Origin of the sequence: Streptomyces sp. NEAU-YJ-81 (assembly GCF_017592595.1) — a bacterium.
GTDB classification, from domain to species: domain Bacteria; phylum Actinomycetota; class Actinomycetes; order Streptomycetales; family Streptomycetaceae; genus Streptomyces; species Streptomyces hygroscopicus_B.
This window is the reverse complement of sequence record NZ_JAGFNO010000006.1, coordinates 328977-346646: the sequence shown is the minus strand read 5'-3', so window position 1 is coordinate 346646 and position 17670 is coordinate 328977. Positions and strand designations below refer to the sequence as shown.

General features: G+C 71.9%; 15 protein-coding genes, 1 pseudogene and 1 riboswitch. Of the genes and pseudogenes, 5 read left to right on the top strand and 11 right to left on the bottom strand.

Going from position 1 to position 17670, the window contains the following annotated elements:
* Window positions 1–8: 8 nt before the first annotated feature.
* From J5X86_RS17695 to J5X86_RS17680, 4 genes are all read left to right on the top strand, one after another.
* On the top strand, window positions 9–1685 hold the full coding sequence (locus tag J5X86_RS17695; RefSeq protein WP_208517739.1) for a thiamine pyrophosphate-binding protein: 1677 nt from the start codon (window positions 9–11) through the stop codon (window positions 1683–1685).
* Window positions 1686–1854: 169 nt separating this feature from the next.
* Window positions 1855–2580 (top strand): ABC transporter ATP-binding protein, encoded by a 726-nt coding sequence (locus J5X86_RS17690; RefSeq protein ID WP_208517738.1) that lies wholly within the window; start codon window positions 1855–1857, stop codon window positions 2578–2580.
* Window positions 2562–3815, top strand: a complete 1254-nt coding sequence (locus J5X86_RS17685; RefSeq protein WP_208517737.1) for a hypothetical protein — start codon at window positions 2562–2564, stop codon at window positions 3813–3815. The genes J5X86_RS17690 and J5X86_RS17685 overlap by 19 nt, the downstream gene beginning before the upstream one ends.
* A 105-nt stretch (window positions 3816–3920) precedes the next feature.
* Entirely contained in the window at window positions 3921–5018 is a 1098-nt protein-coding gene (locus J5X86_RS17680) for an LOG family protein (RefSeq protein WP_208517736.1), read from the top strand.
* A gap of 133 nt (window positions 5019–5151) precedes the next feature.
* Here the strand turns inward: J5X86_RS17680 and J5X86_RS17675 are convergent, their stop codons facing one another.
* The 9 genes from J5X86_RS17675 to rpsB form a co-directional block, all read right to left on the bottom strand.
* Window positions 5152–6189, bottom strand: coding sequence for an ABC transporter ATP-binding protein (locus J5X86_RS17675; protein ID WP_119991641.1), 1038 nt, complete (start codon window positions 6187–6189; stop codon window positions 5152–5154).
* Window positions 6190–7803, bottom strand: coding sequence for an iron ABC transporter permease (locus J5X86_RS17670; RefSeq protein ID WP_208517794.1), 1614 nt, complete (start codon window positions 7801–7803; stop codon window positions 6190–6192).
* 95 nt (window positions 7804–7898) lie between these two features.
* Entirely contained in the window at window positions 7899–8972 is a 1074-nt protein-coding gene (locus J5X86_RS17665) for a thiamine ABC transporter substrate binding subunit (protein WP_208517735.1), read from the bottom strand.
* Window positions 8968–9072: riboswitch (TPP riboswitch) on the bottom strand. Its footprint overlaps the gene before it by 5 nt.
* Before the next feature lie 73 nt (window positions 9073–9145).
* Window positions 9146–10252 carry a 23S rRNA (adenine(2503)-C(2))-methyltransferase RlmN gene (gene rlmN, locus J5X86_RS17660; protein WP_208517734.1) on the bottom strand — a complete coding sequence of 369 codons (1107 nt, stop codon included), beginning with the start codon at window positions 10250–10252 and terminating at the stop codon, window positions 9146–9148.
* A gap of 71 nt (window positions 10253–10323) precedes the next feature.
* Window positions 10324–11502 carry a phosphatidate cytidylyltransferase gene (locus tag J5X86_RS17655; RefSeq protein ID WP_208517733.1) on the bottom strand — a complete coding sequence of 393 codons (1179 nt, stop codon included), beginning with the start codon at window positions 11500–11502 and terminating at the stop codon, window positions 10324–10326.
* Complete coding sequence (frr, locus tag J5X86_RS17650; RefSeq protein WP_059144208.1) at window positions 11502–12059, bottom strand: ribosome recycling factor; 558 nt, start codon at window positions 12057–12059, stop codon at window positions 11502–11504. The genes J5X86_RS17655 and frr overlap by 1 nt, the downstream gene beginning before the upstream one ends.
* Before the next feature lie 104 nt (window positions 12060–12163).
* Window positions 12164–12946 (bottom strand): UMP kinase, encoded by a 783-nt coding sequence (gene pyrH / locus J5X86_RS17645; protein WP_208517732.1) that lies wholly within the window; start codon window positions 12944–12946, stop codon window positions 12164–12166.
* A 155-nt stretch (window positions 12947–13101) separates the two neighbouring features.
* Window positions 13102–13938: a translation elongation factor Ts gene (gene tsf / locus J5X86_RS17640; protein WP_014055205.1), complete on the bottom strand. Its 837-nt coding sequence runs from the start codon at window positions 13936–13938 to the stop codon at window positions 13102–13104.
* 110 nt (window positions 13939–14048) lie between these two features.
* Window positions 14049–15038, bottom strand: coding sequence for a 30S ribosomal protein S2 (gene rpsB / locus J5X86_RS17635; protein ID WP_208517731.1), 990 nt, complete (start codon window positions 15036–15038; stop codon window positions 14049–14051).
* A 314-nt stretch (window positions 15039–15352) separates the two neighbouring features.
* Here rpsB and J5X86_RS17630 point away from each other — a divergent pair.
* Window positions 15353–15835: pseudogene (locus J5X86_RS17630) on the top strand (peptidoglycan DD-metalloendopeptidase family protein); the annotation flags it as partial.
* 276 nt (window positions 15836–16111) lie between these two features.
* Here the strand turns inward: J5X86_RS17630 and J5X86_RS17625 are convergent.
* Both J5X86_RS17625 and whiG read right to left on the bottom strand, forming a co-directional pair.
* Window positions 16112–16651, bottom strand: a complete 540-nt coding sequence (locus tag J5X86_RS17625; RefSeq protein ID WP_208517793.1) for a TetR/AcrR family transcriptional regulator — start codon at window positions 16649–16651, stop codon at window positions 16112–16114.
* Between the two features lie 93 nt (window positions 16652–16744).
* Window positions 16745–17578 carry an RNA polymerase sigma factor WhiG gene (gene whiG / locus J5X86_RS17620; protein ID WP_014055202.1) on the bottom strand — a complete coding sequence of 278 codons (834 nt, stop codon included), beginning with the start codon at window positions 17576–17578 and terminating at the stop codon, window positions 16745–16747.
* Window positions 17579–17670: the final 92 nt, after the last annotated feature.

Here is a 17670-nt window from a genome sequence, read left to right as displayed (position 1 = left end):
ACCAACCCATGCCCACCGCACAGCGCGCGCGTCACGGCGGCGATCTCGTCGTGGAGTCCCTCACCGCGCTCGGGGCGAGCACCGTGTTCGGGCTTCCCGGACAGCACGCTCTCGGGGCGTTCGACGCGCTGCGGCGGTCCGGGCTCACCTATGTGGGGCTGCGGGTGGAGAACAACGCCGGGTTCGCCGCCGACGCCTTCGCGCGGGTCACCGGCACGGTGGCGCCGCTGCTGGTGTCCACCGGGCCGGGGGCGCTCATGACGCTCGCCGCGCTGCAGGAGTCGGCGGCGGCTTCCGCACCTGTCCTGGCCATCGGCAGCCAGGTGCCGACCGCGGGGCTCGGCGGCGGGCGCAAGGGCTATCTCCATGAACTCGTCGACCAGAAGGCGTCGTTCCGCGACGTCGTCAAGTCCGTCCACACGGTCCGTACCGCCTCCCAGATCCCCTCCGCGGTCGCCGCCGCCTGGGCGTCCGCGCTGGAAGCCCCCGCCGGGCCGGTGTGGCTGGAGATCCCGCAGGACGTGCTGCTCGCACCGGTCTCCGTGCCGCCGGTGACCTCCCTGCGCGCCGAGCCCCGTCCGCTGCCGCCCCGGCCCGAGCTGACAGCGGAGGCCGCGAGGCTGCTGGACGCCGCCGAGCGTCCGGTGATCCTGGCCGGGGGCGGAGTGGTGCGCGCCGGGGCGCGGCAGGAGCTGCGGGCTCTGGCCGAGGCGCTGGACGCGCCCGTGGCGACGACCTTCGGCGGCAAGGGCGCGTTCCCGTGGGATCATCCGCTCTCGCTCCAGTCCTGGCTGGAGGACGCGCACACCACCGAGTTCCTGGAGGACGCCGATGTCCTGCTGGTCGTCGGCTCCGGACTGGGCGAACTCTCCTCCAACTACCACACGTTCCGCCCAGGCGGCCGCCTCGTCCAGATCGAGGCCGATCTCGGCAAGCTGGAGTCCAACCACCCGGCGCTCGGCATCCACGCCGACGCCCGCGAGGCGCTGGCCGCCCTCGCCGAGGCCGTCACGCCGCGTCCGCCGGGCACGGCGGCCAAGGCCGCGGCCAGGCTGCTCACCCGGGTGCGGGAGCGGATCGACGCGCAAGGTCTGGAGCTGGAGCAGCGGGTGCTGGGCGCGGTGCGGGACGCGCTGCCCGATGACTCTCCCAGCTTCTGGGACATGACGATCCTCTCCTACTGGGCCTGGTCGGCCTTCGATTGCCGTGCGGGCGCCCTGCACTCGGCGCAGGGCGCGGGCGGCCTCGGCTACGGCTTCCCGGCCGCCCTCGGGGCCGCCGCCGCTGATCCCGGCCGGCCGGTGCTGGCCGTGTCGGGCGACGGCGGGGCGATGTACTCGATCGCCGAACTCGCCACCGCACATCAGTACCGGCTCCCCGTCACCTGGCTGATCGTGGACGACGGCGGCTACGGCATCCTGCGCGAGTACATGACGGACACGTTCGGCGAGGCGACCGCCACCGAGCTGTCCCGCCCGGACTTCGTCACCCTGGCCGAGTCCTTCGGCGTCCCTGCGGTCCGTACCACACCCGAGCGGCTGCGCGCGGACCTCGCCGGCGCCCTCGCGGCCCCCGGGCCGTCGGTCGTGGTGCTGCCCGCGCTGCTGCGGATGTTCGCGCCCACCCACCTCGACCGGCTCGCCGACGGCGGCCCCGATGACAGCCCCGGACCCGATCAGCGCTGATCGGAGCCCGACCCCGATCAGGGCTGATCGGAGGAAATGGGGGCCACCCGCGCCGAGCCTGGGCGCGGGCCCCCACCCGAGTCCTTACCGTGCCAGTGACCCATTGGCTTCGCGCTCGTTCACCCAACCGGGGGAATGAGACGATCGCAGGTAAGGCGAGGTGCTCGGGATGGTGGCTCCGCCGGACGACGACATGCTCGCGGCACGCACCGTGTCGTATGCCTACGGCGGCTCACCCGCCCTCCTCGGTGTCTCCCTCGGCGCCCGAGAAGGCGAGATCCTCGCCGTCACCGGTCCGCGGGGCTGCGGCAAGACCACCCTCCTCAGCTGCCTGGCGGGCCAACTCGTCCCGGACGGCGGGGAGGTGTGGTTCAAGGGCGTCCCCGTGCACAGCCTCCCCTCGCTCGGTCTCGAACGGCTGCGGCGCGACCACTTCGGCTGGATCGGCACCGAGCCCCATCTCGTCCCCGAGCTCACCGCCTGGGAGAACGCCGCGCTCGCCCTGCTGCTGCGCGGCACCGGGCGGCGCGCCGCGAAGAGCGCCGCGTGCGAGTGGCTGGACCGGCTCGACGTCGGCGAATGCGCCCGGGTGCGGCCCGCCGCGCTGCTGCAGTCGCAGCGCCAGCGGGTCGCCATCGCTCGTGCCCTGGCCGCCGGGCCGAGCGTGCTCTTCGCCGACGAGCCCACCGCCCCGCTGCACCAGGCCGACCGCGCCCAGGTGCTGCGCACCCTCACCTCGGCGGCCCGCTCCCACGGCATCACGGTCGTCCTCGCGACTCATGACCAGGAGGTGGCCACCCTCGCCGACCGCACCGTCGCCCTGCTCGACGGGCGCCGGGTGGACTCGGACCCCTCCGAGGCGGAAGGCAGGGCCGCGTGCTCAGCCTCCGTCTGACCCGCGGTGCCCGCCCATCGGTGCTGCTGCGGCGGTCGCTGGTCACCGTCGCGGCAGCGGGCGCGAGCTTTCTGCTGCTGAGCGCCCTCGGGTTCGCCTCGGGCCATCCGGCCGACTCGCAGGGCGCGGTGGGGCGGCTGCTGTGGTGCCTCGTGCCACTGGCCGCGACCGTCCATCTGGCCGTCGCCGTGGGCCGCGCCGACCCCAGCACCGGGCCGGGCCCCGGTTTCGCCGCGGCCGGGCTCGGCCCCGCCCGTGCGGCACTGCTCGCGGCGGTCTCGATGGCGGCCGCCTGCGCGCTCGGCGGTGTGCTGGCGCTGCTGGTCTTCCTCCATCTGCGCGGCGACCTCGGCTCCTGGCTGGACTGGGCCGGAAGCGGGGCGGACGGCCGGCAGCTCGGCGGCGGTCGGCCGCTGCCCCTGGCCGGCACCGTGACGCTGCTCGCCCTCGTCCCCGCGCTGGTGGGCGCGGCGTGTGCGGCCGGGCTGTGGCCCCGGCAGCCGCGGGCCGGACACCAGCCGGCCCGCGAACCACGAGGCGCCCGCCGCCCGGCGGTCCCGGCTCCGCCCACCGTCGTGACGGGGCCGGTCGCGCCCTGGCCCCACCGGGCCACCTCCGGCCTCCCGTGGGGCATCGCCCTGACCGCGGCCGGACTCGCCCTGCAGGCATACGCGAGCGGCGACGCGCCCCCGCACCCCGACGCCCTGCTCGCCGTGCCGGGCCGGCTCGGCGGCAACCCGCCCGGTGTGGTGGGCGGCTGGGCCCTGGCGGCGCTCGGGCTGGTGCTGGCCGGGCCCGGCCTCACCCATCTGTGCGGCAGGCTGCTGGCCATCGGGCGGCCCGGCGTGCTGCGACTGCTGGCCGGGCGCATGCTCCAGCAGGAGGCCGGTCTTATCGGACGTCCGGTCGGCGCGCTGTGCGCCCTGGCCTCCGCCGGATACACCGTCCTGGAGCTGTACGGAAGGGCCTCCGGGCCGTCCGGCGCCCATGCCTTCGGCCCGCTCACCGGTCTGGGCGCGGCACTGGTCACGCTGTGCGCCGCGGCCACCACCCTGACCGCGGCCGTGGAGGCGAGGAGCGCGCGCGAGCGCACAACGGCCGCGCTGCTCCGCCTCGGCGCACCGGCCCGGCTGCTCCGCGGGGCGGCCGCGCTGCGCGCGACGGCCCTGCTGGCGCTGCTGGTGCCGCTGGTGTGGGTGGTGGCGCATCTCACGGCGATGCCGTTCCGCCGCTGAAAATCTCGGGTGTTGGTGTCCATGCCTGGATTGTGCGACCAAGCGGCCCGGTCACGTTTGCCTCAATCCACAGCCCCCCACCTCCGGTGTGATTAGCATGTCGGCGTGCAGGAACCAGACCGGGAAATAGAGTCCATCGAGGAGTTCGACCAGGTCGTCGCCCGCGGCACCCTGGCCGGGTTCCGGGTCCAGTCCGTGGACCTGACGAGCCGTACGGCCGCGCTCCTCTCCACCGACACCAGCGAGGCGGTCTTCCTCGGCTGCCCGATGGAGTCCGAGGCGGCCGCGAAGGTCCGGGCCGGGAGTGCGCTGGTGTTCCCGCCGGTGCCGGATCTGCCCTTCGATCCGTACCGCGGCACCCTCTACTCGCCCGCGGAGATCTTCGAGGGCCTCACGGAGCGCGGTTACCCGCGGACGCCGGACGCGCTCGCCTACGCCTGGTTCCAGCGGACCAAGACGGACGGCGACATCTTCGCCTCCATGCTGCGCTCCATCCACGACGACGCGGTCTCCGACGCGCTCGACGAATTCCTCGTCGGGACGCGGGTGGTGGGCGTCATGGGCGGCCACGCGCTGGAGCGCGGCTCCGACGGGTTCGCGGGCGCCGCGCGCCTCGGACGGGCCCTGGCGCGGACCGGTCTCACGGTCGCGACGGGCGGCGGGCCGGGCGCGATGGAGGCCGCGAACCTGGGCGCCTACGCCGCTCCGCACGAGGACCCGATGCTGGACGAGGCGCTCGAACTGCTCGGCAAGACCCCCTCGTTCCGGCCGTCCATCGGGCCATGGGCCGAGGCCGCCTTCGCGGTTCGCGAACGCTGGCCGGACGGCGGGGCGTCGGTCGGCATCCCCACCTGGTTCTACGGACACGAGCCGCCGAGCGCGTTCGCCTCACACATCGCCAAGTACTTCGCCAACGCCACCCGGGAGGACGGGCTGTTGGCGCGCTCGACCGCGGGCGTGGTCTTCCTGCCGGGCGCCGCCGGGACCGTCCAGGAGATCTTCGACAACGCGACGCCGAACTACTACGAGTCGCGCGGTGACCCCACCCCGATGGTGCTGGTGGACCGGGACCACTGGACCCGGCGACTGCCGACCTGGCCGCTGCTCGAAGCGCTCGCGGAGGGACGGTCCATGAAGGCCCGTATCGCACTGGTGGACTCGGTGGACGAGGCACCCGAGGCGCTGCTCTCGCTGCTGGGCTGACCCGACGTCACGAAGGCCCCGGCGTGGGAGAGTTCCCGCGCCGGAGGCCCCAGCATGAGGACCGCACCCCGGCGCGCCGTAGTCCAAGCGTCAGGCCCCCGCCGCAAGCGCCCTGACGCCAGGAACTCGCGTGTCAGGAAGCGGCGTCCAACAGCACCACATCGGCCGGGTCGAAGGCCGCCCCCACCCGGGCCCCCGCCTCCGGGGCGTCCCGCAGGGCGCAGGACGCTTGCAGAGGCGGCGCGGCCAGGTCCGCCGGCCGCAGGATGAGCGCCACATGGTCGCCGCGGAAGGTGCGCGTCTCCACGGTGCACGCCAGCCCCTCCTCGGGGTCCGTCAGCCGCACCCCGGCCGGGCGGACCAGCAGCCTGGTGGGGCCCGGCCGGGAGCCGGGCGGAACGGGCAGCTTGCCCCAGCGGGTGTCGGCGACCTCGCCGTCCACGGTCGCCTCGACCACATTGTCGAAGCCGAGGAAACGGGCGACGAACTCGGTGGCGGGCCGCTGCCACACCTCCAGCGGGGTGCCGGTCTGGGCGATCCGGCCGTTGTCCATCACCACCACCCGGTCCGCGAGCGCGAACGCCTCCCCCTGATCATGAGTGACCGCGAGGACGGTGGTCCCCAGCCGTGCGAAGAGCTCGCGGAGTTCCATCACCAGCCGCTCCCGCAGCCCCCGGTCGAGCTGGCCCAGCGGCTCGTCCAGCATCAGCAGCTTGGGCCGCGGGGCCAGCGCGCGGGCGAGCGCCACCCGCTGCTGCTCGCCGCCGGAGAGCGAGTCGACGGGGCGGCGCTGGGCGCCCGGCAGCCCCACCAGCTCCAGCAGTTCGGCGACCCGGCGATCCGCCTCCGCCCGCCCCACCTTGCGCATCCGCAGCCCGAAGGCGACATTGCCGCCCACGTCCCGTTGCGGGAAAAGCTGGTGGTCCTGGAACATCAGCCCCACCCCGCGCCGGTGCGTGGGCACCCCGTTCTGGTCCTGTCCGGCGAGCCACACCCGGCCGTCGTCGGCGCGCTGCAGCCCGGCCACCACGCGCAGCATGGTGGACTTGCCGCTTCCGCTCGGGCCCAGCACACAGACCGTCTCGTGCTCGGCGACCTCCAGATCCACGGCGTCCAGCGCATCGCGCCGGCCGAACCTTACGGTCACCTCGTCCAGTCGCAGCAGCGTCATTCAGAACTCTCCGGAACGGTCGGTGCGGATGCGCTCGAGTGCCAGCAGCGATCCGGCGCAGACCAGCATCAGGATCGTGCTCAGGGCCATCGCCTGCCCGTAGGTGAGCTGTCCGGCCCGGCCCAGGAAACGGGCGATGGCCACCGGGAGGGTCGGCTGGTCGGGGCGCGCGATGAAGACGGTCGCCCCGAACTCGCCCAGGGAGACGGCGAACGCGAAGCCCGCCGCGACCGCCACGGCCCGCCCGACCAGCGGCAGGTCCACTTCCCGCCAGACCCGCCACGGGGACGCCCCGAGCACGGCCGCCGCCTCCCGGAGCCGGTGGTCCACCGCCCGCAGCACGGGCAGCATGGTCCGTACGACGAAGGGCACGCCCACCAGGGCCTGGGCGAGCGGCACCAGGAACCAGGAGGCACGCAGATCCAGCGGGGGCTCGTCGAGGGCGATCAGGAACCCGAATCCCACGGTGACGGCCGAGGTGCCCAGGGGCAGCATCAGCAGCGCGTCGAAGCCCCGTACCAGCCTGCCCGCCTTACGGGTGAGCGCGGCGGCGGCGAGGCCGCCCACGGCGAGGGCGAAGACGGTGGCGACCGCCGCGAACCGCAGGGAGTTCCCGATGGCCTCCATGGGTGCCACGAAGAAGGTGCCTCCGCTGTCGGCGGCCGACTTGAGCGCCTCGTAGTAGGTGAATCCGTAGCCGTCCGGTCCGTTCAGCGAGCGTTCCACCAGCACCGCGAGCGGTGTCACGATCAGCAGCGCGACCACCGCCAGCACGCCCCACAGCAGCGCCCACTGCGCCGGGCCGTTCGGCCGGCGCGCCGTGCGGCCGGGGTCGACGAGCCGCAGGGCGCTCTCCCGGCGCCTTACGGTCCACGCGTGCAGGGCCAACACGGCCGCGACCGCGGCGAACTGGACGAGGGTGAGCACCGCCGCCGTGGGCAGGTCGAGCAGCTGTGCGGTCTCCCGGTAGATCGCCACCTCCAGGGTGGCGTAGCGGGGGCCGCCGAGGATCTGGATCACGCCGAAGGAGGTGAAGGTGAACAGGAACACCATCAGCGCGGCGGCGGCGACTGCGGGGGCCAGCGCGGGCAGCGTCACCCGGCGCCAGGCCGACAGCCGGCTCGCGCCGAGCACCCGCGCGGCCTCCTCCTGGCGCGGGTCGAGCTGGGCCCACAGCCCGCCGACGGTCCTGACGACGACCGCGTAGTTGAAGAAGACATGGGCCAGGAGGATCGCCCAGACGGAGGTGTCGAGCCGCATCCCCCACAGCTCGTCCAGCAGCCCGCCCCGGCCGAGCAGAGCCAGGAAGGCGGATCCGGCGACGACGGTCGGCAGCACGAACGGCACGGTCACCACGGCCCGCAGCAGCCCCTTGCCGGGGAAGTCGAAGCGGGCGAAGACATAGGCGCCGGGCAGCGCGACCGCGAGCGTGAGGGCGGTCGACGCGACCGCCTGCCAGCAGGTGAACCACAGGACGTCCAGCGTCGCCGGATCGGTGACCACCTCGGCGATCCGGCCGAACCGCCACTGCCCGCCGACGCGCAGCCCCCGGGTGACGATGGCGGCCACCGGATAGGCGAAGAAGACCGCGAAGAAGGCGAGCGGCACCGCCATCAGGGCGAGCCGGAGAGCGAGCGCGCGACGGCCGCCGCCGGCTGCCCTGTCGGCCTTACGGTGGCCGTCGGCCGTCTTACGGTTCTCGCGGGGCTCTACAGGACCAGCGAGGACCATGTCTTGACCCACGGCTCACGGTTCTTGGCGATCTTCTGCGGCGCCAGGGTGGCGGAGTCGGCGATCCTGACCCCGTACCGGGTGAACAGCTCCGGCAGCTTGGCGTCCTCGCGCGCCGGGTTGACGTACATGTTCAGCGGGACGTCCTCCTGGAACCGCTTGCTCAGCAGGAAATCCAGCAGCGCCTTGCCGCCCTTGGTGTTGCCCGCTCCGTTCAGCAGCCCGGCGAACTCCACCTGCCGGAAGCAAGTGCCCGTCGCCACCCCGGTGGGGGCCTTGGCGGGCTTGGTCTTGGCGTCGGCCACCTCGGCGGGCGGGCTCGAGGCGTAGGAGACGACGAGCGGCCGGTCGCCCTTGCCGCCGCCGGCCGAGCCGGAGAACCGGTCGTAGTACGCCTGCTCCCAGCCGTCGACGACCTCGACGCCGTTGGCCCGCAGCTTCTTCCAGTAGCCCTTCCAGCCGTCGTCGCCGTACTTGGCGGCCGTGGCGAGGAGGAAGCCGAGGCCGGGGGACGAGGTGGCCGCGTTCTCGGTGACGAGGAGGTTCTTGTAGGCGGGCTTGGTCAGATCCTCCAGCGTCCGGGGCGGCGCCAGCTTCTTGTCGGCGAAGTACTTACGGTCGTAGTTGACGCAGATGTCGCCGAAGTCGACGGGGGTGACGCGGTGCTCGGCCCGGTCGAGCTGAAGGGCCGTCGGGACCTTGTCGAGGCCCTTCGCCGTGTAGGGGGTGAACAGGTCATTGTCGAGCGCCCGGGAGAGCAGGGTGTTGTCGACGCCGAAGAACACATCGCCCTGGGGGTGGCCCTTGGACAGGATCGCCTGGTTGACGGCGGCTCCGGCGTCGCCCCCGGCCTGCACCCGCACCTTGTAGCCGGTCTCCTTGGTGAACTCCTTGAGGACCGCCTTGGAGGCCGCGAACGAGTCGTGCGTGACCAGGGTGACCGTCTTGGAGTCCGCGCCGCTCTTGGAATCCTCGCCGCAGCCGACGAGCGCGCCCAACGCCAGTGAGCCGAAAAGGGCGGCTGAGATGGCACGCCGAAGCTGGCTGTTCATGGTGATGCTGACTCCCTACGCCGGTATGACCCGGATCAGGTCCGAGGGTCTGCGGCCGTGCCGCACTCTCAGCGCTGTGAGCGCTCCCCTGTCGGAATGTTCACTTGTACGGATGTTCAGTTTTGCGACGATCGCATGATGCGACGATGCTCAGGCACCGTATCAGCCGGTCCTCAGCGCTCCGAAGCCGCCAGCTGCCCGCAGGCCCCGTCGATCTCCTGGCCACGGGTGTCCCGGACGGTCACCGGCACCCCGTGGGCCTCCAGGGCCGCCACGAACGCCTTCTCGTCCTCGGGCCGGGACGCCGTCCACTTGGAGCCGGGCGTCGGGTTGAGCGGAATGAGGTTCACATGCACCCGGCGGCCCTTGAGCAGCCGGCCGAGCAGATCGGCGCGCCACGCCTGGTCGTTGATGTCCTTGATCAGCGCGTACTCGATGGAGACCCGGCGGCCGGACTTCTCCGCGTACTCCCACGCGGCGTCCAGGACTTCGCGCACCTTCCAGCGGGTGTTGACCGGCACGAGGGTGTCGCGCAGCTCGTCGTCGGGCGCGTGCAGCGACACCGCGAGCCGGCACTTGAACCCCTCGTCGGCGAACCGCAGCATCGCCGGCACGAGGCCGACGGTCGAGACGGTGATCCCGCGCTGCGAAAGGCCGAGGCCGTCGGGCTCGGGGTCGGTGAGCCGGCGGATGGCGCCGACGACGCGGTTGTAGTTGGCCAGCGGCTCGCCCATGCCCATGAAGACGATGTTGGACAGCCGGGCCGGCCCACCGGGGATCTCACCGTCGCGGAGGGCCCGCATTCCGTCGACGATCTGGTGCACGATCTCGGCGGTGGACAGATTGCGGTCCAGCCCCGCCTGGCCGGTGGCGCAGAACGGGCAGTTCATCCCGCAGCCCGCCTGTGAGCTGATGCACATGGTGACCCGGTCCGGGTAGCGCATCAGTACGGACTCCACGAGCGTGCCGTCGAAGAGCCGCCACAGGGTCTTGCGCGTGGTGTCGTCGTCGCAGCTGATGTGGCGCACCACGCTCATCAGCTCCGGCAGCAGCCCGGCGGCCAGCTTCTCGCGCGCGGCGGCCGGTATGTCGCTCCACTGTGCGGGGTCGTCGACGTAACGCGCGAAGTAGTGACGCGACACCTGACTGGCCCGGAAGGGCTTCTCCCCGAGGGCGGCGACGGCCTCCCGGCGCTCGGCGGGTGTGAGGTCGGCAAGATGCCGCGGGGGCTTCTTGGCCCCGCGCGGCGCGGCGAAGGTGAGTTCTCCGGGCTTAGGCATGATTCACCCAGTGTCGCAGACGTACGAAGGGCCCCGCGCCATGTGTGGCGCGGGGCCCGTGGGCGGCCTCGTCAGCCGCCGCCCACGAAGATCACCAGCAGCAGCCACGCGACCGGCGCGGTGGGCAGCAGCGAGTCGAGCCGGTCCATGATCCCGCCATGGCCGGGCAGCAGCTTGCCCATGTCCTTGATGCCGAGGTCCCGCTTGATCATGGACTCGCCGAGGTCGCCCAGGGTCGCGCTGACCGCGACGGCGAGGCCGAGCAGCAGGCCCTGCCACCAGACGCCGTCGTCGATGAGGTACTGCATGCACAGCGCGCCCGCGACCATCGCGAAGGTCACCGCGCCCAGCAGCCCCTCGCGCGTCTTGCCGGGGCTGATCCGCGGCGCCAGCGGATGCTTGCCGAAGCGCCAGCCCACCGCGTACGCCCCCGTGTCGCTGACCACGGTCAGCAGCAGGAAGGTGAGGACCCGCCACGGGCCGTCCCCGGTGTCGAGCATGAGCGCCACGAAGGTGGCCAGGAACGGCACGTAGAAGGCGGCGAAGACGCCCGCGGTGACATCCCTGAGGTAGTTGTCGGGCGGTTCGGTCATCCGCCAGACCAGCACCGCGAGCGCTGTGAGCGCCACCGCCACCACCGCGCCCTGGGCACCGCGCACATAGCCGGCGACGATCATGGCGACCCCGCCGACCGCGAGCGGCACCAGCGGGACCCGGATGCCCTTGCGCTCGGTCAGCCGTGAGGTCAGCTCCCAGAGCCCGACCACCACCGCGACCGCTACCACGCCGACAAACACGGGCTTGTAGATGAAGAGCGAGGCCACGATGATCACGCCGAGGCCGATGCCCACCCCTATCGCGGCGCGCAGATTACGGCCCGCGCTCTTCTTCCCCTGCCCGGCACCGGCGCCGCGCGCGCCGCCGTCGGCCGAGGCCGGGTCGGGCGCGGGGTCGGGGGGCGTCGGCGGGCGCCCGGCGGGCGGCCGGGGTCCGGGCTGCGGCTCCCGCTCGTCGCGGAAGAGGGGGCCGCTCAGCCGAGCGGCCCCCCGGTCACGGTCGGCGGCCTCGCCGGAGTCGCCGCCCGCGTGGGGCACGGTGGGCATGGGGCGAGTCTGCGCCGCTTCGCCCACCTCGTGCGCGGGACCCGCCGAAGAAGGCGCCGCCACCCAGCCGTAGCCGGGGGAGGTGCCCTGACCGCCCGGTGCCCGGAATCCGGCGCTTGGTGGGGCCCCCCAGGAAGAGTCGTTCATCAGACCTCGAGCAGCTCGGCTTCCTTGTGCTTGAGCAGCTCATCCACCTGCGCGACATACTTCGCCGTGGTGTCGTCGAGCTCCTTCTCGGCGCGGCGCCCCTCGTCCTCGCCGACCTCGCCGTCCTTGATCAGCTTGTCGATGGACTCCTTGGCCTTGCGCCGGACGCTGCGGATCGAGATCTTCGCGTCCTCGCCCTTGGCCTTGGCGACCTTGATGAACTCCTTACGGCGCTGCTCGGTGAGCTCGGGGAACACCACCCGGATGATGTTGCCGTCATTGCTCGGGTTGACGCCCAGATCCGAGTCCCGGATCGCCTGCTCGATGTTGCGGAGCGCGGTCTTGTCGAACGGCGTGACCACGGCCATGCGCGGCTCCGGCACCGAGAACGACGCGAGCTGATTGATCGGCGTCAGCGCACCGTAGTAGTCCGCCACGATCTTGTTGAACATCGCCGGGTGCGCACGCCCGGTGCGGATCGCGGCGAAGTCCTCCTTGGCGACCACAACGGCTTTCTCCATCTTCTCCTCGGCCTCGAGGAGGGTCTCTTCGATCACCACTTGCTCCTGGTGTTATCAGTAAGCAGAGCCTCGCCCCTGCGTGCGTCTTCTCCTGCACGGTGTCCGACCGGCAGGCCGTTGTCCATCCCCCGTTCGAGCCGTCAGGCCCGGGAGCCCTGGTCGCTCACCAGCGTGCCGATCTTCTCACCCTTCACCGCGCGCGCGATATTTCCTTCGGCCAGGAGCTCGAAGACGAGGATGGGCAGCTTGTTGTCCCGGCAGAGGGTGATCGCGGTGGCGTCGGCGACCTTCAGGTCCCTGGTGATCACCTCGCTGTACTCCAGGGCGTCGAACTTCACCGCATCGGGGTTGCGGGCGGGGTCGGAGTCATAGACCCCGTCCACGCCGTTCTTCCCCATGAGCAGGGCCTGCGCGTCGATCTCCAGCGCCCGCTGGGCCGCGGTGGTGTCCGTGGAGAAGTACGGCATGCCCATACCCGCGCCGAAGATCACCACGCGCCCCTTCTCCAGGTGGCGCACCGCACGCAGCGGAATGTACGGCTCCGCGACCTGACCCATGGTGATGGCGGTCTGGACGCGGGAGTCGATGCCCTCCTTTTCCAGGAAGTCCTGGAGGGCGAGGCAGTTCATGACGGTTCCGAGCATGCCCATGTAGTCCGAGCGGGCCCGGTCCATACCGCGCTGCTGCAGCTCCGCACCGCGGAAGAAGTTACCGCCACCGATGACGATGGCGATCTCGGCACCGTCCCTGACCACGGCGGCGACCTCGCGGGCGATGGCGTGCACGACATCGGGGTCGACACCGAGTCCCCCGCCTCCGGCGAACGCCTCGCCGGACAGCTTCAGCATGAAGCGACCATGCTTGGCCGCACCGTGCGCGTTCTTGTCGTCGGCGGCCTGTTTGGCGTCCGCGCCGTGATTCATTGGAGATCTCCTCGTGCACATACGAAGAAGGCCACTGCCGGACGGGTCCTGTTACGACCTCTGCGGCAATGGCCTCCTCGTCACATCTGCGGCCGACCGGTTGACGGTTGGCTGACTACGACCCTATCGGGGTCGACGGTCATTCGCTGCTCGGCTCAGACGCCGACGCGGAAACGGGCGAAGCGCTTGAGCGAGACACCGGCCTCGTCCAGGACCTTCTGGACGGACTTCTTGTTGTCCTTGGCGAACGGCTGGTCCACCAGGACGTTCTCCTTGAAGAAGCCGGTGACGCGACCCTCGACGATCTTCGGCAGGGCGCCCTCGGGCTTGCCCTCCTCGCGGGCCGTGGCCTCGGCGACGCGGCGCTCGTTCTCGACCGTCTCGGCCGAGATCTCGTCGCGGGTGAGGAACTTCGGGGCGAAGGCGGCGATGTGCTGCGCGACGTCCTTGGCGACCGTGGCGTCTTCCTTGTCCAGCTCGACCAGGACGCCGACCTGCGGCGGCAGGTCCGGGCTGGTGCGGTGCATGTACGCCGCGACGTAACCGCCGGAGAACTGCGCGAAGCGGTCCAGGACGATCTTCTCGCCGAGGGTCGCGTTGGCCTCGTCGACGAACGCCTGAACGGTCTTGCCCGCCTCGATCTCGGAGGAGAGCAGGGCGTCCAGGTCGGCCGGGGAGGTCTTGGCGACGTGGGCGGCGATGGCGTCGGCGACGGCCACGAACTTGTCGCCCTTGGCGACGAAGTCCGTCTCGCACTTCAGCTCGACCAGCACGCCGGAGGTCTTGTCGTCCGCGATGAGGGAGACGACAGCGCCGTTCTCGGCGTTGCGGCTCTCCCGCTTGGCCACGCCCTTCTGGCCCTTGACGCGCAGGATCTCGACGGCCTTGTCGACGTTGCCCTCGGCCTCGTCCAGCGCCTTCTTGCAGTCCATCATGCCGGCGCCGGTCAGCTCACGGAGCTTCTTGACGTCAGCGGCGGTGAAGTTCGCCATGATCTGTAAATCTCTTCTCGAAAGTCGAAAGCTCTACGGGTGAACGGCGGGGGCGGCGCCATCGGCACCGTCCCCCGCCGTCATACACCGTCTGAGTGACGTCTGAGTGGTCAGCCCTGTTCGGTGCCCGCGGCGGGGGCCTCGGCAGGAGTGACGTCCTCGGCGGGCTTGGCGTCCTCAGCGGGCTTGTCCGCGGCGGCCTCGGCGGGCTTGTCCGCAGCGTCCTCGGCAGGCTTGTCCGCAGCGTCCTCGGCAGGCTTGTCCGCAGCGTCCTCGGCAGGCTTGGCGTCCTCGGCGGGCTTGGCCTCGGCGTCGTCGGCCTTCTTCTCACCCTCGAGCAGGTCGCGCTCCCACTCGGCGAGCGGCTCGCCCGCGGCCTTGTCGGCCTTCTCGCCACCGGTGGCGACGCCGGAACGGGAGATGAGGCCCTCGGCGACGGCGTCGGCGATCACCCGGGTGAGCAGGGTGACGGAGCGGATCGCGTCGTCATTGCCCGGGATCTTGTAGTCGACCTCGTCCGGGTCGCAGTTGGTGTCGAGGATCGCGACGACCGGGATCCGGAGCTTGCGCGCCTCACCGACGGCGATGTGCTCCTTCTTGGTGTCGACGATCCAGACGGCGCTCGGCACCTTCTGCATCTCGCGGATACCGCCGAGGGTCTTCTCCAGCTTGGCCTTCTCGCGGGAGAGGACCAGGAGCTCCTTCTTGGTGAGGCCGGAGGCGGCCACATCCTCGAAGTCGATCTGCTCGAGCTCCTTCAGGCGCTGCAGGCGCTTGTAGACGGTCGAGAAGTTGGTGAGCATGCCGCCCAGCCAGCGCTGGTTGACGTACGGCATGCCGACGCGGGTCGCCTGCTCGGCGATGGCCTCCTGCGCCTGCTTCTTCGTACCGACGAACATGATGGAGCCGCCGTGGGCGACGGTCTCCTTGACGAACTCGTAGGCGCGGTCGATGTACGACAGCGACTGGAGCAGGTCAATGATGTAGATGCCGTTGCGCTCGGTGAAGATGAAGCGCTTCATCTTCGGGTTCCAGCGGCGGGTCTGGTGCCCGAAGTGGACGCCGCTCTCCAGCAGCTCCCGCATCGTGACGACGGCCATGGCCGTACTCCTTGAGGTACTCGGTTCCACGGCGGCCGGGCGGCCGCCGCTCCTGACGTCCCGACGCGCCTGCCACGGACGAGGCCCTTTCGGGGGTCGTCCAAGGACCGAGGGGCGCGGCCACCGAGCTGACCGATGCGCGATCGGAGCGTCGGTGGCGGGGCGTGCGAAGTCGATCCGGTGACCCGGATCGCCATAAGAAGTGTACGGGACGGGTACGGTGCCGGGTGACGGCGTTATCCACAACCCGTGAGTAGTCCCCCGATTCCGTCCATGATCCACCCGTTTCGGGTCGCCGGGCCATCGTGGAGGACATGCGAAGGCTTGTGGTGGGGCGGGCTCTTGCCCTGGTGATTCTGGCGCTGCCGGTGCTGTCGATGCTGCCGGAGCCGACGGCGCCTCTTCCGGCGGTACCTCTTTCGGCGGCGCGGGCCGCGGCGGCGGACCCGGGCGCGGCGCCGGGTCCGGGCGGGGAGCGGTCGTGGCCGGTCGACGGTGTGCCGGGCGCGAGGCGGCCGGCCGTGCTGAGGGGCTGGCAGCCGCCTCCGGCTCCCTGGGCGGCGGGGCATCGCGGAGTCGACCTCGCGGCGCGCCCGGGCGAGCGGGTCAGGGCGGCGGGCGCGGGGCGGGTGAGCTTCGTGGGTCCGGTCGCGGGCCGTGGGGTGCTGGTGATCGAGGTGTCCGGGACCGGCTCCCCTCCGCTGCGCACCACCTACGAACCGGTGCGCGCCACGGTGGCCAAGGATGAGCGGGTGGCCGCAGGGCAGGTGGTCGGCGTGGTGGCGCCGGGCCCCTTCCACTGCCGGTCCGGCTGTCTGCACTGGGGGCTGCGGCGCGCGGACCGCTATCTCGATCCCCTGTCGCTGCTGCCGCCGTCGATGCTGCGGGGCGGGCCCTCCCGGCTGCTTCCGGTGTTCGGGGTGCGCGACGCGCCGACGGTCTCCACCCTCGCCTCCCCCGCCGGGGGCACCCGGCTGCCGGCGGCCGCGGTGCTGGCGGCGGCATCCCTCTGGGCCCGGATCCGTCTGGGCCGCACCCCGGGCGCCCGGTGGAGCGGCGGGGACCGGCAGAGGTCAGCCCCGGACGCCGCGCAGGGCCATGGCGACGGCCGCCGCGGTGATCCGCTCGGGGTCCTCGGCCGCGCCGAGCTCGATGCGCCGGACCGCGGCGTCCACCACGCCCTGGAGCAGCACGGCCGAGAGCCGCGGCTGCTCATGTCCGAGGGTCGCGAGGGCCTCGACCACCATGGCGATCAGTCCGCCATGGGCGGCGCGGATCTTCTCCCGCGCGCCCGAGTCCAGCTCACCGGCGGAGATCGCCACGACCGCGCGGTGCCGACGGTCGCCGACGAGCGCCAGCTGCCGGCGGACATACGCCTCGATCTTCGCCTCCGGCCCGTCGGCCCGCTCCATGGCGGCCTCGACCTCGGCGGCCCAGACCGGGAAGTCGACGGCGCACAGCTCCTCGACCACGGCGGCGCGGGAGCGGAAGTACTCATAGACGGAGGACCGTGCGAGTCCCGTGCGCTCGGCGAGGGCGGGGAAGGTCAGCGCCTCCGTGCCGCCCTCGGACAGCAGGGTGCGGGCGGCCTCCAGCAGGGCCGCGCGCTGCATCGTTCGGTGCTCGGCCACTGAGGCCGCTCGAATCCTGGGCACCCGACCACTCTACGGAAGAGGCCACCGGGAGGGCGATGCCGGAGGGACGATTCAGCGGCCGACGTCGGCGAGTTTCGCCCGCAGCTGGAGCACCGATTTGGTGTGAATCTGGCTGACCCTGCTCTCGGTGACGCCGAGCACCTGGCCGATCTCGGCGAGCGTGAGCCCCTCGTAGTAGTAGAGCGTGACCACGGTCTTCTCCCGCTCCGGGAGGGTGTTGATCGCTCGGGCGAGCAGCCTGCGCAGCTCCCGGTCCTCGGCCACCTCGACCGGGTTGTCCGCGGCGGTGTCCTCGAGGGTGTCCATGAGACTGAGCCGGTCGCCGCCCTCGCCGCCGACATGCAGCAGCTCCTCCAGGGCGACCACGTTGGCGAGCGACAACTGGCTGAAAACGCCGTGCAGTTCCTCGATGCTGATGTCCATCTCGGCCGCCACCTCGGCCTCCGAGGGGGTGCGGCGCAGCTGGGCCTCCAGCGTGGCGTACGCCCGCTCCACGGCCCGGGCCTTCTGACGGACCGACCGCGGGATCCAGTCCAGTGCCCGCAACTCGTCGATCATCGCGCCGCGGATCCGGGTGATCGCGTAGGTCTCGAACTTGATGGCGCGCTCGGGGTCGAACTTCTCGATGGCGTCGATGAGTCCGAAGACCCCGGAGGAGACGAAGTCCGCCTGCTCGACATTGGAGGGCAGCCCGACGCTGACCCGGCCGGCCACATATTTCACCAGCGGTGAGTAGTGCAGGATCAGCTGCTCCCGCAGCCGGCCGTCGCCCGTGGTCTTGTACGACCGCCACAGCTCGTCGAGCGATGAGGGCGCGGCAGGGCGCACCGCGCCGCGAGCCGCGGGCGGCGCCGCGCTATCAGACCCGGAGATGTGCTGGGGCATTCGTCGCCTTGAGCCGTTCTGCCATGACATGGGTGAGGACGTACGCTTCCGCCGGAAACCTTGTGAGCGTAGCGTGACTGCGGCGTCGCGGT